We start from the raw sequence: 13,704 nt of genomic DNA, 5'->3' as shown, positions 1-13,704 counted from the left end.
TGCCCCCGTGGACGCAAGCGAACGCATCTTCAAGTACCACGGCCTGGGCAATGACTTCGTCGTCCTGGACCGCCGTGGCACGGGCCTGGACATCGACGCGGTGCAGTCACGCTGGCTGTGCGACCGCCGCCGTGGCATTGGCGCGGACGGGGTGCTCGCCATCCTCCCGTCGTCTCGCGGCCTCGCCCGCATGGTCGTCCACAACGCCGACGGCAGCATCGCGGAGATGTGCGGCAACGGCCTGCGCTGTGCGGTGAAGTATCTGGTGGATCAGGCCCCGCGGCGCCCCGCGCTCATCGACGTGGAGACCGGGGCGGGCGTCCTCACCTGCGAACCCGGCTACGGCGACGGCGGCGTGGTGCGCGTGGACATCTCCATGGGGCCGGCGCGGCTGGTGGCCGCGAACCTGCCGTCGGGGGCGACGGGCCAGCCCTTCGTGAATGCCCCCGTGCCCGGCCATGCGGACCTGCGCGGCACGGCCGTGAACATGGGCAACCCGCACCTGGTCCTCCTGGATCAACCCCTGGAAGCCGCCGAGCGCCTGGGCCCCGGCCTGGAGCGGCACCCGGCCTTCCCGGACCGCACCAACGTGGAGTTCGTCCGCGTGGACGAGGACGGCCTCACCGTCGTCGTCTGGGAGCGGGGCTGCGGCCTCACCCAGGCCTGTGGCACGGGGGCATGCGCCTCGGCCGTGGCGGCGGTCTTGGCGAAGCGCCTGCCCTCGGATGCCTGGCTCCGCGTCACCCTGCCGGGCGGCGACCTGCGCATCCGCGTTCCGGAGGATCTGTCCGACATCCGACTCCGGGGGCCCGTGTCCTTCGTCTTCGAAGGCGTTGTCGCGCTTCCAAGGGCCCGATAGCCTTCGCCTTTCCTCCCTCCTTCCCCCGAGCGCCGTGGCCGGTCCCATCCTCGTCGTCGACGACGACCTGTTCTTCCGACAACTCGCCACGGACCTGCTGTCGCGCCGCGGGCACCGCGTGGTGGCGGTGGAGAACGCCACCCTCGCCCTGGAAGAGGTGGCGCGGGCGACGTTCGACGTGGTCCTCACCGACGTGGTGATGCCCGGCGTGGACGGCTTCGCGCTCACCTCGCGCCTGCGCGAGCGGGACCCGGAGCAGGAGGTCATCCTCGTCAGCCACCGCGACGACGTGCAGGGGTCGGAGGTCGCGCTGCGGCTGGGCGTGGCGGACTGCCTCACCAAGCCCATCGAAGAGGCGGACCTGCAGCTCGCGGTGGACCGCGCCATGGAGCGCGCGCAGCTGCGCCACGAGCGCGCGCGGCTCCAGGACGAGAACCTGGAGTTCGCCCGCTTCCACAACCTCCAGCAGCGCTGCCTGGAGCTGCTCTCCCATCCGGACCTGGAGTGGCTCCAGGAGCGCGTCATCGCGGACCTGGGCGCGGTGTGCGACGCGCAGAGCGCCGCGCTGTGGGTGGTGGACGACCGGGGAGACCTGGCGCTGCGCGCGTACCGGGGCCTGCTCGACAAGCAGTTCCTGCCGGAGAAGATGAGCCCGGAGGGCCCGCTGTCGCTGCGCCTGCGGGAAGCGGCGCCGTGGCTCGCGCGCGATGAGCGCTCGCCGGTGCTGTACGTCCCGCTGGTGGCCGCGGGCGAGGTGATGGGGCTCGCGCAGCTGTCCGACCCGCTCACGGGCGACTTCCGTTCGGAGCACACGCGCGACGCGAAGGTGCTGGCGGACTTCGCCGCGGTGGGCGTGAAGAACGGCCGCAAGCTGATGGCGCTCCAGCGCCTGGGCCTGCGCGACCGCGACACCGCCGCGTACAACCTCAGCTACTTCACCGACTACGCCTCCAAGGAGATCTACAAGGCGCGGCGGTACGGGCGCACGTTCTCGCTGCTCACCTTCAGCATCGACAACCTGCCGCTGGTGCGCGTGCGGCTGGGCGCGCAGGACGCGAAGAAGGCCGTGCGCGGCATCATCAAGGCGCTCAGCAAGATCATCCGCGACTCGGACGTCATCGCGAAGGCGAGCGACCAGGAGTTCTACCTCCTCCTGCCGGAGACGGACTTCTTCGGCGCGATGATGTTCGTGCGCCGCGCGGTGGCCGCGGTGCGCGACGAGCCGGAGGTCCAGGACGTGGAGCAGCGCCTGCCCCTGGCGCTGGTGGGCGGGGCCAGCACCTTCCCCAAGGACGGCGAGGACTTCGACGAGCTGGTGCACCGCTGCCGCCGCCGCATGGACGAGCGCCGCGCGTCGCTCCAGCGCCGGCTGATGTTGGACGGGCTGCCGTTCTGGGACGAGGTGGACCTGCTGCTGGGCACGCCCAACAGCCCGCGCCTGCCCACGGACGACCGCGCCGAGCCCAGCCGCCGGGGCAAGGTGGCGGACGTGCTCTTCGACGAGCTCCAGGTGGAGATCGCGCGCGAGCTGGTGCGCGACCCCGGCTCGCGCGGGCTGCTGTACGTGGGCGGCCCGGAGATCCGCGCGGACCTCCCGCTGGCGGTGGGCCTGGAGCAGGCGCCTCCGGACCTGTCGTCGCGCATCTACCTGCTGGGCCGGCGCGTGGACCTGGAGTCGCACGCGGCGCTCACGCCGGTGTTCCTGGAAGGGGATGACCGCGTGGCGCGCCATGAGTTCATCCTCTGGCTGTCGGAGAGCGCCTCGTACGCGCTCATCCAGCGGCGCGGCCGGGGCGCGACGTGGGGGTTCCACACCTCGGACACCGCGGTGGTGGACGGGCTCATCTCCAAGCTGCAGGCCGAATACGACCTGCAGCCCTACTGACCTCACGAAGCGGAGCAAGCGACCTTGGCCCAGGTGCGGAAGATCCTCATCGCCGACCCCGACCTCGACTCGGTGCGCGCCCTGTCGAGGGCGCTGCGCACCAAGGGCTATCAGGTGCACTACGCGCCGGATGGCTCGCGGGCGCTGGAGGTCGCGGTGCTGCGGCACCCGGACCTGACGCTCTTCGACGAGGCGTGCCGGCTGCTGGACGCGCGCACGTTCGTTCAAATCCTGCGCACCAACCCGCGCACCGAGGACATCCCGGTGGTCCTCACCACGTCCAGCCTGGACACGGACCGGGCGCGGGGCATGCGGGACGGCACGCTGCGCAAGCCGTTCAACCTGGACGAGGTGCTCAGCCGCATCGAGCACATCTTCCGGCGCAATGAAGCGGCCAAGGACCTCAAGAGCGAGCAGCAGGAGATCGAAGGGTCGCTCAGCCAGCTCAGCATCCCGGACCTGATGCAGATCCTGGGCATGAACAAGCGCAACGGCCGGCTGGCGCTGGAGCGCGGCTCGGAGCGCGGGGAGATCACCGTCTCCGATGGGCGCACGGTGAACGCGCGGCTCGGGAGGGTGGAGGGGGAGAAGGCGCTGTTCCGGCTCCTGTCGTGGACCGAAGGCAACTTCACCTTCACGCCGGGCACCAGCGCCGCGCGCCCGCGCATCAACCGCGCGATGGACGACGCGCTCCTGGAGGGCATGCGTCAGTCGGACGAGGTGAACCGCCTGCTGCCGGGCCTGCCGCCGCGCCACACGCGGCTGATGCTGGCGCCGGAGGTGGACCTCTCCGAGGAGCAGCACCCGGTGACGGCGCAGGTGATGGAGCTGCTCCGCCAGCCGCGCGCGCTGGGCGAGGTGCTGGACCTGGCGCCCGCCACGGACATGGAGGTGCTGGGCGTGCTGTCCACGCTGCTCCAGAAGGGCGTGGCGCGGCCCACGGAGAGCGAAGGCCAGAACCTGGGCGCGGGGGACCTCATCGGCGCGGCGGAGGTGCACGCGCTGCGCGGGCGCCTGCTGCGCACGCGGACCCTGGCGAAGGTGGCGACGGCGAAGGTGTTCGTGTGCGGCAGTGGTTCGTCCGCGGCGCGGCGCATCCTGGCGCGGGTGCCGGGGCTGGAGGCGCTGTCGGCGGACCCCACGGCGGTGAAGAGCGGCTTCGGGACGCTGGGGCGCCTGGCGCTGAGCGACGTGCTGAACGTGGACTTCTGCGTGCTGCCGCCCGCGGAGGCCGCGCGCCCCCTGTGGCGCCCGTTCAGCGCGGGGTCCATTGGCGCGCTGCTGATGGACACCTCGGAGCCGGCGGTGCGGCTGGCGCACTATCTGGCGTGGGAGGTCCGCATCCCCATCGTCGTGGTGGGCACGGAGATCCCCGCGCCCTTGCAGGGTGCTCCCGCGGGAGCGAGCGCCCCGGGCGAGGACCTGACGGACGCCCTGCGCGCCATGCTCGTCCAGGCGCTCAACCCCGCGCCCACGCTGCCCGGCGTCTCCCAGGTGCAGCGCGCCGCCGTCGTGACACCTCCTTGAGCCTCGGCGCCCGGGGCTGGGGCGCGGCGCTTCAGGCGGCTTCTTCCAGGACCTCCAGCGCGTCCCGCACGCCCGGCAGCCGGGCGAGCAGCTCATACTCCGCGGGCTGGAGCATGGACACGCGGCGTCCGGCGACGCGCTCCATCCACAGCTCGATGCGGTGGTCCCCGTTCGGGCTGACCTGACGCGAGATGCGGGCGCGGCGGCCTTCCTGGTGGCAGGCGAGGATGTCCTGCTGGAGGCTGCGCAGCCGACGGAAGACCTTCAGCGCCATCCGACCCTCGGGGGTGTCGAACGTGTGGAAGTGCCGGTTCCGCGACAGCGGCCGGCTGGGATCATGAAGCCTCTCCACGAGGCGTCGCACGAAAGGGTCCATCGACGGGGGAGGATAACATCCGCTACCCTGTCCCTCAGCGATGCCCCCTCGATTTTTGCCCCGTCCCTGGACGCTCGTCCTGCTCCTTCCGCTTGCCTGCAAGGACCCGGAGACGGCGGCCGCCCAGAAGCAGGCCGTCCAGGTCCAATCCTCCCTGTCCGAGGGCCGGGAGGCGCTGACCCAGGGCAGCTACAGCCGCGCCATCGCCGCGCTCCAGAAGGCCGCCAACGCGGCGCCGGAGAGCGTGGAGCCGCTGCTGCTCCTCGCGAAGGCCCACCAGGGCGCCGGCAATCCAGGCGCGGCCATCCTCACGCTCAAGCAGGCGGAGGGGCTCCTGCCCGGCACCGACCCCGTCATCCAAAAGCAGCTGGCGGACCTGTACCTGGGGGAGGGGCAGAGCGCCCAGGCCATCTCCACGCTCGTCAGCCTGAGGGACGAGGGCAAGCTGACCAACGACGACATCCTGTTCCTGGCCCGCCTCCAGGCCCGGCAGGGCCACGCGGACGAGGCCTTCACCACGCTGGAGCGCATCCTCCGGGAGAACCCGGATGACGCCGCGACGAAGACGGTGGAGGCGGAGATATTGCTCATGAAGGGCGAGGAGCTGCTCGCGGCCAACTTGATGGACCGCGTGCTCCAGGCCTCGCCCAGCTTCACGCCCGCCCGCCTCCTGCGCGCGCGCTACTTCCTGATGAGCGGCTTCTCCGACCTGGCGGACGCGGACCTCCAGTCCGTGCCCCCGGCCGACGCGGACACCACCGACGTCGTGGCCATGAAGGCCCGGGTGTGGATGGCGTTGAACCGCCCGGCGGAGGCCGAGGGCGCCCTCAAGAAGCTGCTGGAGGATGACGCGGACAACGCGGAGGCGCTGGCGTGGCTGGCGGAGATCGTCCGGGCCCAGGGCCGCGCGTCGGAGGCCCAGCAGCTGGTGGACCGCGCGCTGCACCTGCGTCCGCGCCTGGCCCGCGCGCTGTACGTGCGCGGCCGCGTGCTGGAGGACCAGGACGACGCCCGCGCCGCGGAGGACAGCTACCGCTTCGCCCTCAAGGCGGAGCCCGGCTTCTCGCCCGCGCTGTCGCGCATGTGGCGGCTGCACCTGAAGGCGGGCCGCAAGCCGGACGCGCAGACCGTCCTGGAGCGGCTGATGGGCCTGGGCGAGGCGTCGGTGGAGGAGAAGGCCGCGCTCGCGAACCTCTACGCGCAGTTCGAAACCCAGCTGCCGCGCGGCAGGAAGCTCATCGACGAGGCCCTGAAGCGCGAGCCGCAGAACCCCGAGTACCTGCGCATCCAGAAGGCCATCGACAAGGCGACACCGCAGAAGAAGAAGGCCCCCACGGGGCCCCTCATCATCCGCGGCGGCCGGCGCTGACCCCCGCGGAGGAGGGAAGGCCCTCCGCGTCCGCCACCACCTGCTCCAGCGCCTTGAGGCCCTTGCGCTGGCCCACCGCCACGACGAGCAGGTTCTCGCGGGTGAAGTAGCGACGGGCCACCTCCCGCACCCTCGCGGCCGTCTGGCGGTCCACCTGATCCGCGCGGTGGCTGAACGTCTCCGGCGTGCGGAACAGCTCCACGCCGCCGAACCACCCGGCCAGCTCACCCGGCGAGTCCTGCGAGAACTCCAGCAGCATGCGGTGGCGGCGCTTGGCGCGGTTCAGCTCCTCCTCGCTCGCCTCCTCCTCGCAGAGCGCGGAGAGGACGCGCAGCGCCTCGGCCACCACCAGCGACGCCTTCTCCGGCGCGCTGGCCGCTTCAATCTCGAAGAGGCTGATGTCGTGGTACGTGTCCAGCCCGGCCTGGACGGAGTAGGCCAGGCCTCGCTTCTCCACGATCTCAAAGGGCAGCCGCGACGACAGCCCGTCGTCCAGCAGGCGCCGGAGGATCTGGAGCGCGGGGAAGTCCTCGTGCTGCTCCGGCACGGCGCGGAAGGTGAGCTTGAACTCCGTCTGCGACTCGTCATGCGAGACGAAGTGGAAGTGCGGGCCGGGGCCCAGGGCGGGGGGCGCGCTCTCCGTGGAGGCGACGCCCTGGGGCAGGTGGGCGAAGGCGCGCTCGGCCAGCGCCAGCACCTCCGAGTGCTTCACGCTGCCCGCGGCGGACACCACCAGGTTGCCGGCCACGTAGTGCCGGGCGAAGTGTTCGAGCACCTGGGCGTGGGTAAGGGCCTGCACGGACTCGCGGGTGCCGGCGATCTTCAAGGCCAGCGGGTGGCCGGGGAACAGCAGGCGCTTGGACAGGTTGTCCAGGTCGATGTCGCGCCCCTTGTCGTCCACCTCGTCGAGCATCTCCTCCAGGATGATCTGCCGCTCCACCTCCATGTCGGTGAGGCGGGGGCGGGTGAGCATGTCGCCGATGACGTCCAGGCCCACGCGCAGGTGGGCCGGGTGCAGCGGGGTGTAGTAGTAGCCGTGGTCGCGGGTGGTGGCGCCGTTGAGGTTGCCGCCCACCTCCTCCACCGCCGCGTTCATCTTCACCGTGTCCGGCCAGCCCTCGCTCCCCCGGAAGAAGAGGTGCTCCAGGAAGTGGCTGACGCCGTTGTTCTCCACCGTTTCGTGGCGGCTGCCGGTCCGCACGTAGACGGCCAGGAGGGCGGTGTGCAGGTGGGGCGTTTCGACGGTGACGACGCGCAGCCCGGAGGGCAGCACGTCCCGGTACGGTGTAAAGCTCATGCGCGGGGAAGCCTTAACACGAAGGTCGTCCCCTGGCCGGGAATACTCTGGCAGGAGAGCGAGCCCCCGTGGGCCTGGAGGATTTGTTGGCTCACCGCGAGCCCCAGGCCCGTGCCGCCCTCCTTGGTGGTGAAGAAGGGCTCGAAGAGGTGGCGGCGGACCTCCTCCGTCATGCCGTCGCCGGTGTCGCGCACGGTGACCTCCACGTCGGCGTCGCGCGGCGCGGTGGCCACGGTGAGCCTGCCTCCGGTGGGCATGGCCTCCCGGCTGTTGCGCAGGAGGTTGAGGAACACCTGCCGCAGCTGGCCCTGGTCCGCGAGCACCCGGGGCGTGTCGGGCGCGAAGTCGCGCACCACCTCCACGCCCGCGCGCACCAGCTCCTCGCGGGTGAAGTCGAGCACGCCGTCGAGCACCGCGATGATGTCCTCGGGCTCCAGGTCCGGCCGGGCCGGGCGGGCCATGCGCAGGTACTGTTCGGTGACGTCGGTGAGGCGGTCCACCTCGTGGGTGACGGCGGAGAGCAGCTCCCGCGCCTCGGCGGCGGTGTCGGCGGAGTCGAACGCCGCGCTGTCCACGGCGTCCTGGAGCAGCTCCACGTTGAGGCCAATGGAGGACAGCGGGTTGCGCACCTCGTGGACGATCTGCGCGGAGATGCGGCCCACGGCGGCCAGCTGTTCGGCGCGCATCAGCGCCTCGGCCTGGGACTTGAGCTGCGCCTCGCGCGCCTGGAGCGAGCGGGCCATCTGGTCGAACTCGCGCGCGAGCAAGGCGACCTCGTCCTCGCCGCGCACGCCCAGCTGGGCGGAGTAGTCACCCCGGCCAATGCGGGACACGCCCTCGATGAGGGTGCGCACCGGGCGCAGCGTGCGGGCGCTCCACGCGGTGACGCCCACGCCCACGCCAATGGCCATGATGGACAGCGCGATGATGGTGAGCCCGGTGCGGCGCTCGCGCTCCTCGGCGCCATCCACGCGCTCGCGGATGCGGTTGCCCAGCGTGGCGCGCAGCACGCGCAGCTCCCGGCCAATGGCGCTCTCCAGCTGCCGCAGCTCGGCGGTGGCGCGCGCCACGTCCTGGCTCTCGGGGGATTCGGAGGAGAGCGCGGTGAACACGGCCTCCACCGCGCGGCCGTAGGCCTGGGAGTTGCGCGACAGCTCCGCGAAGCGAGAGTCCAGCTCCATCACGAAGGGCACCTCGCCGCCAGGGGCGAAGGTGAGCACCTCGCGGGCCTTGCCGCGGGCGGCCTCCAGCCGCTGGGCCATCTGGGGCGCGTAGTAGAGGCTCGCCAGCCGGATGAGCGCGCGGCGCGTCTCCACGCTGTTCTGCTCCAGGACCCGTTCGGTGTCCTTCTCCTGGCTGGTCTGGAAGGTCTCCAGCGCCGCGGCGTCCTGGGACAGCTGGAGGTAGCCCTGGCTGACGAGCCGGATCTCCAACCGGTTGCGGTGCAGCTCCGCCACGCTGAAGAGGGACACCGTCCCGAACGTCAGCAGCACCAGCGCGTAGCCCAGGAAGATGCGGGTGGCGAGCGAGAGCTTCATGGCGGAGGGGACAGGACATACGTCCTGGGGCGGGTGCATTACAGCGCAATCCCCGCCGGCACGCCTGCTTCCGCCCCGCCCGGCCGTCCAGACTCCGCCCTTCCGGGGAGGGGGCTGGTAGCGTCCGCCCATGGCTCCGCGCTTCGTCCGCTCCACGCTCCTGGCCGCCTCCCTCCTGGCCCTGGTCCCTGCCTGCGGGCAGAAGGAGGTCCGTCCCTCCCTGGACCTCATCACGGTGGCCTGCGCCGGGACGCCGCCCCTGGAGGGCGCGACGCACCTGCGCTTCCGCGTGACGGGCCCGGGGCTCGACGCGCCCCTCGAGCGGGTGTCGACGGTGGACTGGACGGGTGAGGACGTGCCGGCCCTGCCGGCGGGCCATGCCCGGGTGTTGGAGGTGCGCGCCTACGCGGGCGCCCCGGATCAGGGCGGGCAGCTGGTGTCGCTGGGGCGCTCCAGGCCCTTCGACGTGGCGGAGGGGCAGGCCGCGCCGGTGCGCGTGTTCCTGCGGCGGCTGGGGGCCTTCGTGCCCGTGAACCTGGCGTCGAGCCCCGGCACGTGCTCGGTGCCCGCGGAGGTGCGCGCCGGGCACACGGCCACGACGCTGCCGGACGGACGGGTGTTGATCGCCGGGGGCTTCGCGCCCCGGGTGGATGGGGCGCGGCCGGTGTCTGGGTCCACGGAGGTGTTCGATCCGGCGGACGGGACGTTCCTGCCCGGGCCCGACGTGGGGCCGAGGGCGTTCCACACGGCGTCGCTGCTGCCAGATGGCAAGGTGCTGCTGACGGGAGGCGCGGAGTCGTTCGCCCCGGTGTCGCTGCAGCGCACGTCGCGCTTCGTGGACCTGGGGGCGGGCACCGTGAGCGAGCTCGCGCCGAAGGTGGCGCGCTACCAGCACGCGGCGGCGGTGGACGTGGACGGGCACGTGCTGCTGGTGGGCGGACGCACGGCGGATGGGAGCCCGGTGTTCACGGCGGAAGCCTTCGACATGGCCTCGGGTCGCTTCGTCGACGTGGCCGGAGAGGTGCGGCGTGTCGACACGTCGCTGACCGTGCTGGAGGACGGGAGGACCTTCCTGGTCGCGGGCGGCGCGGACATGGCAGGGCCTGTCCCGGAGGTGCTGGCCGTCGGGTTCGCCGGAACGGACCTCCAGTGGCTGGCCCACGTGCCGCCAAGGCTGCGGGTGCCTCGGGTGGGCGCGACCGTGGCGGTGCTGGGGCGGCCGGAGGAATCCCCGCGCCCGTTGCTGATGGGCGGCTTCGACGGTGTGGACCCGGCCCGGGGCGCGCGGGCGGTGGGGGCCTCCGAGCTCCTGGAGGACGTGAGGACCGTGAGTGACGGCCCCTCGCTGCTGCCCCGGAGCCAACCGTGCGCGGTGTCGCTGCCGGACGGTCGGGTGATGGTGCTGGGCGGGCGGGGGACGGACTCCGGCGCGACGTCCGCGACGGCCTGGGCGGAGTTGATCACCCCGCATCCGGGCGCGCGGCCCACCGTGCTGGGCCTGAAGCTGCTGCCGCAGCCTCACGCGTGGCACACGTGCTCGGCGCTCCCGGATGGCTCCGTGCTGGTGGTGGGCGGCGTGGACGACAGCACCGAGGAGATCCGTGCCCCCGTCGAGGCTCTGGTGATGATGCCTCCGCCTCGCGACTGAAATGGGGCGGCGCGAGAAACACGGAGGCCCCGCGTCCCGGAGAGGGGACGGCGGGGCCTCGGTGTTTCACGCGGGAGCGCGGCTCAGGCGTTGGACGAAGAGGCCTCGGAGGGCTTCGCCTCGGCCTCGGCGGACGCCGGGGCGGCGGCCGTCTCGGAGGGCGCGGACTCGGTCGGCGTGGCCGGGGCGGCGGCGCGGGCCTCCGCCTCCGCGCGGACGCGGGCCATCTCGTCGCTGCGCTGGTCGCTGGCGGCGACCTCGTCCGGCGTCAGCTCCGTGCGCTCGGCGAGCATGCCCGTCTTCTTCTCCAGGTCCTTGATGGCCCGGCGAAGCAGGTCGCGCTCCAGCAGCGTCCGGTTGAGGCGCTTCTCCAGCGCCTTGTACTTGTCCTTGCCCAGGTCGGCCTCGGACTTGGTCACGGCCAGGATGCGCGCCTGCGTGTCGGCGCGGCCCTTCACCCGGCGCAGGTCCTTCTCCAGCTCCACGGCGCGGGCGCGGTCCTTGTTCGCCGCCTGCTCCAGGCGGTCCATCTTCTCGCGGTCCGCGTCGTTCAGCTCGCGGTAGCGGCGCACGGGCTCCGCCGGGGCCACGGGGACGGGCGTCACCGACACCGCCGCGCTCACCACGGGCTCGCTCGCGGGCGCGGCGATCTGCTCGGCCGGGGCGGCGGGGGCGGCGGCGGGCGTCTGCGCCGGGGCGGCGGCGGGGGCCTCACGGCGACGGGCGCCACCGCGCGACTCGCTGTCCGCGCGCAGCCGGGCGTTCTCCGTCAGGGCCTGCGCCAGCTCCGAGCGGGTCTGCTCCAACTGGACGCTGGCGTTGCGCTCCACCTCGGCGCGGGCCTTCACCAGGTCGTTGGAGCCCTTGTCGCCTTCCTTCTGCTCGAAGAGTTTGCGCTTGGCCTGCTTGAGCTGCTCCTTGACCTCCTGGAGCTGCGCGCGCTGTTCGTCCAGCTCCTTCTGCTTGCGCTGGACCTCCGATTCCGCCTTCGCGCGCGCCTTGGTCTCCGATTCCAGCTCGCCCCGGACGGAGGGCGACGAGGACGTCGAAAGCGAGGGCCGGCCGGCGTTGGCGCCGGTGCCGCTCGTGTCTCTGAAGAGCAGCAGGCCGAGCGTCACCGCGAACCCGACCGATACGAGGATGAGTGCAAACAGCAAGGGAACGACCTCCACAGAAGGATGCAAAAAGCGGGGCAGCCTACCGCCCGGACATGGCGCGTCAAGGCTTCACTGGCAGGCGACCCGCCGGGCCCCGCCCACCGCGCCGGCCCGGCGCAGCCGCCCGCCTGCTTTCCGTCCCCCATGAGGGCCATCCTGGTGCACGCTGGGGGGCATGGCGCACCTGGAGCTGAAGCCGAAGCGTGACGTGTCGAGCTTCCGCAAGCTCGCCATCGGCAGCTGGACGACCGCGTACGACCCCACCGTCTACGGCACGCTGACGGTGCGGATGGACGCGGCGCTCGAATACCTGGAGGCCTTCCGCCAGCGCACCGGCGTGCGGCTCACCACGACGCACCTGGTCCTCAAGGCCACGGGGGAAGCGCTGCGCCGGTGCCCGGACGCCAACGCGCTCCTGCGCTACCAGCGCATCTACCTGCGCCAGCGCATCACCGTGTGCGGGGTCCTCCCCGGGCGGGAGGAGGACGGGGCGGGCCCCACGCCCGTGCGGATCGAGGACGTGGACCAGAAGCCCGTGCGGGAGCTCGCGCTGGAGGTGGAGGCCGCGGTGGCGCGTGCGCGCGGAGGCCGCGACCCCCGGATGGAGCAGGGCCGCCGCCTGCTGGAGCGCGTGCCGAACCTGCTGCTGCAGCGCTTCACCGGGCTCATGTCGTTCCTCACGTACACGCTGAACGTGGACCCGTCGTGGATAGGGCTGCCCCGGGATCCGTTCGGCGGCGCGGTCGTGGTGGACGTGGGCGCGCTGGGGCTGGACACGGCGTACCTGCCGCTGGCGCCCTTCACCCGCGTGCCGGTGTTCCTCGCGCCCGGTTCGATCCGGGAGGTGGCGGTGGTGGAGGAGGGGAGGGTGGTGCCCGGCCGCGTGATGAACATCAACGCGTCCTTCGACCACCGCTTCATCGACGGCTACCACGCGGGCGTCATCGCCAACACGCTGCGCGAGATGCTGGAGCACCCGGTGGAGTCCTTCGGACCGCCGCCGGATGCTCCAGGTGCCACGCCCTAGTACGCGTACTCCCAGCCGCCGCGGGCCCGGCTCCCGCCGCCCATGCGCGCGCTCATCTCGCGCAGCCGGCGCACGCGCTCCGGGATGGGCGGGTGCGTGGAGAACAGCGACATCACCCCGCCATGGTGCAGCGGGTTGACGATGAACAGGTGCGACGTGGCCGGAGCCCGGTCATACGGGATGGCCTCCGCGCCGCGCTCCATCTTCAGGAGCGCGCTCGCCAGCGCGTCCGGGTCCCCGCACAGCTCCGCGCCGGTGGCGTCCGCGCCGTACTCGCGCGAGCGGCTCACGGCCAGCTGCAGCAGCGTGGCCGCGATGGGCGCCACCAGCAGCAGGCCCAGGTTGGACAGCGCTCCCGCGATGCCGCCCCCCTCGTCGTCGTCGCTCCGGCTGAGCATGCTGCCGCCGAACCAGAAGAGCATCTGCGCCGCGTAGCTGATGATGCCCGCGAGCGTCGCCGCCACCGTGCCAATGAGCGTGTCCCGGTTTCGAACGTGGCCAATCTCGTGCGCCAGCACGCCCTCCAGCTCCCGCCGGTCCAGGATGTCCATGATGCCCGCCGTCACCGCGACCGCCGCGTGGCTCGGGTTGCGGCCCGTGGCGAACGCGTTGGGTTGCGCCGTGGGCAGCAGGTAGACCTTGGGCTTCGGCATCCCCGCCCGCGCGGCCAGCCGCGCCACCATCTCATGCAGCCACGGCGCCTGTTCGTAGCTCAGGGGCTGCGCGCCGTGGATGGCCAGCGCGATGCGGTCGCTGAACCAGTACGAGCCGAAGTTCATCACCACCGCGAAGACGCCCGCCATCGCGAGCCCCTGCGCGCCGCCCAGCCGCTGACCGATGACGAGCACCAGCGCCGTCAGTCCCGCCAGCAGCACGGTCGTCTTCAATGCGTTGCCCAGCCGGTGCCACCCGCCGCCCTTGAGCGCCGGGGTGGCCGGTCCTCGGGTTGTCATCTGGGGGTCACGCTGCGCCATGGTCCTCGTTCCGTGCCTTTCGCCCCGCGAGGGGGCCACACGAAACG

Annotated in this window: 11 protein-coding genes; 6 read left to right on the top strand and 5 right to left on the bottom strand. The window is 72.4% G+C overall.

Annotated features, from left to right (window positions below; all coding sequences use genetic code 11):
• Positions 1-7 precede the first annotated feature (7 nt).
• From dapF to GTY96_RS30370, 3 genes are read left to right on the top strand one after another with little or no spacing between them, the layout of a single operon-like run.
• Positions 8-859, top strand: a complete 852-nt coding sequence (dapF, locus tag GTY96_RS30380) for a diaminopimelate epimerase (RefSeq protein ID WP_161666551.1) — start codon at positions 8-10, stop codon at positions 857-859.
• A 34-nt stretch (positions 860-893) separates the two neighbouring features.
• Positions 894-2,744, top strand: coding sequence for a GGDEF domain-containing response regulator (locus tag GTY96_RS30375; RefSeq protein WP_143907359.1), 1,851 nt, complete (start codon positions 894-896; stop codon positions 2,742-2,744).
• A 24-nt stretch (positions 2,745-2,768) separates the two neighbouring features.
• Positions 2,769-4,271 (top strand): DUF4388 domain-containing protein, encoded by a 1,503-nt coding sequence (locus tag GTY96_RS30370; RefSeq protein ID WP_143907357.1) that lies wholly within the window; start codon positions 2,769-2,771, stop codon positions 4,269-4,271.
• A gap of 31 nt (positions 4,272-4,302) precedes the next feature.
• Here GTY96_RS30370 and GTY96_RS30365 read toward each other — a convergent pair whose 3' ends face one another.
• A complete protein-coding gene (locus GTY96_RS30365; RefSeq protein WP_143907356.1) occupies positions 4,303-4,647 on the bottom strand; it encodes a hypothetical protein in 345 nt (114 codons plus the stop codon).
• A 55-nt stretch (positions 4,648-4,702) separates the two neighbouring features.
• Between GTY96_RS30365 and GTY96_RS30360 the strand changes: the two genes are divergently transcribed.
• The gene (locus GTY96_RS30360; protein WP_235685979.1) at positions 4,703-6,016 is read left to right on the top strand and encodes a tetratricopeptide repeat protein; all 1,314 of its coding nucleotides are present in this window, start codon (positions 4,703-4,705) and stop codon (positions 6,014-6,016) included.
• Here the strand turns inward: GTY96_RS30360 and GTY96_RS30355 are convergent.
• Both GTY96_RS30355 and GTY96_RS30350 read right to left on the bottom strand, forming a co-directional pair.
• A complete protein-coding gene (locus GTY96_RS30355; protein ID WP_143907352.1) occupies positions 5,994-7,313 on the bottom strand; it encodes a M16 family metallopeptidase in 1,320 nt (439 codons plus the stop codon). The genes GTY96_RS30360 and GTY96_RS30355 overlap by 23 nt on opposite strands.
• A complete protein-coding gene (locus GTY96_RS30350; protein ID WP_143907350.1) occupies positions 7,310-8,851 on the bottom strand; it encodes a sensor histidine kinase in 1,542 nt (513 codons plus the stop codon). The genes GTY96_RS30355 and GTY96_RS30350 overlap by 4 nt, the downstream gene beginning before the upstream one ends.
• A gap of 130 nt (positions 8,852-8,981) precedes the next feature.
• Here GTY96_RS30350 and GTY96_RS30345 point away from each other — a divergent pair, with 130 nt between their 5' ends.
• The gene (locus GTY96_RS30345; RefSeq protein ID WP_161666550.1) at positions 8,982-10,499 is read left to right on the top strand and encodes a Kelch repeat-containing protein; all 1,518 of its coding nucleotides are present in this window, start codon (positions 8,982-8,984) and stop codon (positions 10,497-10,499) included.
• Between the two features lie 83 nt (positions 10,500-10,582).
• Here GTY96_RS30345 and GTY96_RS30340 read toward each other — a convergent pair whose 3' ends face one another.
• A complete protein-coding gene (locus GTY96_RS30340; protein ID WP_161666549.1) occupies positions 10,583-11,656 on the bottom strand; it encodes a coiled-coil domain-containing protein in 1,074 nt (357 codons plus the stop codon).
• A 175-nt stretch (positions 11,657-11,831) separates the two neighbouring features.
• Here GTY96_RS30340 and GTY96_RS30335 point away from each other — a divergent pair, with 175 nt between their 5' ends.
• Positions 11,832-12,683, top strand: a complete 852-nt coding sequence (locus tag GTY96_RS30335; protein WP_161666548.1) for a 2-oxo acid dehydrogenase subunit E2 — start codon at positions 11,832-11,834, stop codon at positions 12,681-12,683.
• On the opposite strand, the gene GTY96_RS30330 is transcribed toward GTY96_RS30335, so the two are convergent.
• Positions 12,680-13,636 (bottom strand): zinc metalloprotease HtpX, encoded by a 957-nt coding sequence (locus GTY96_RS30330; RefSeq protein ID WP_201756530.1) that lies wholly within the window; start codon positions 13,634-13,636, stop codon positions 12,680-12,682. The two genes, GTY96_RS30335 and GTY96_RS30330, sit on opposite strands and share 4 nt — an antisense overlap.
• Positions 13,637-13,704: the final 68 nt, after the last annotated feature.

The sequence above is a fragment of the Corallococcus silvisoli genome (assembly GCF_009909145.1).
Taxonomy (GTDB): Bacteria; Myxococcota; Myxococcia; order Myxococcales; family Myxococcaceae; genus Corallococcus; species Corallococcus silvisoli.
The sequence above is the reverse complement of the archived record's forward strand: the minus strand, read 5'-3'. Positions and strand labels throughout refer to the sequence as shown.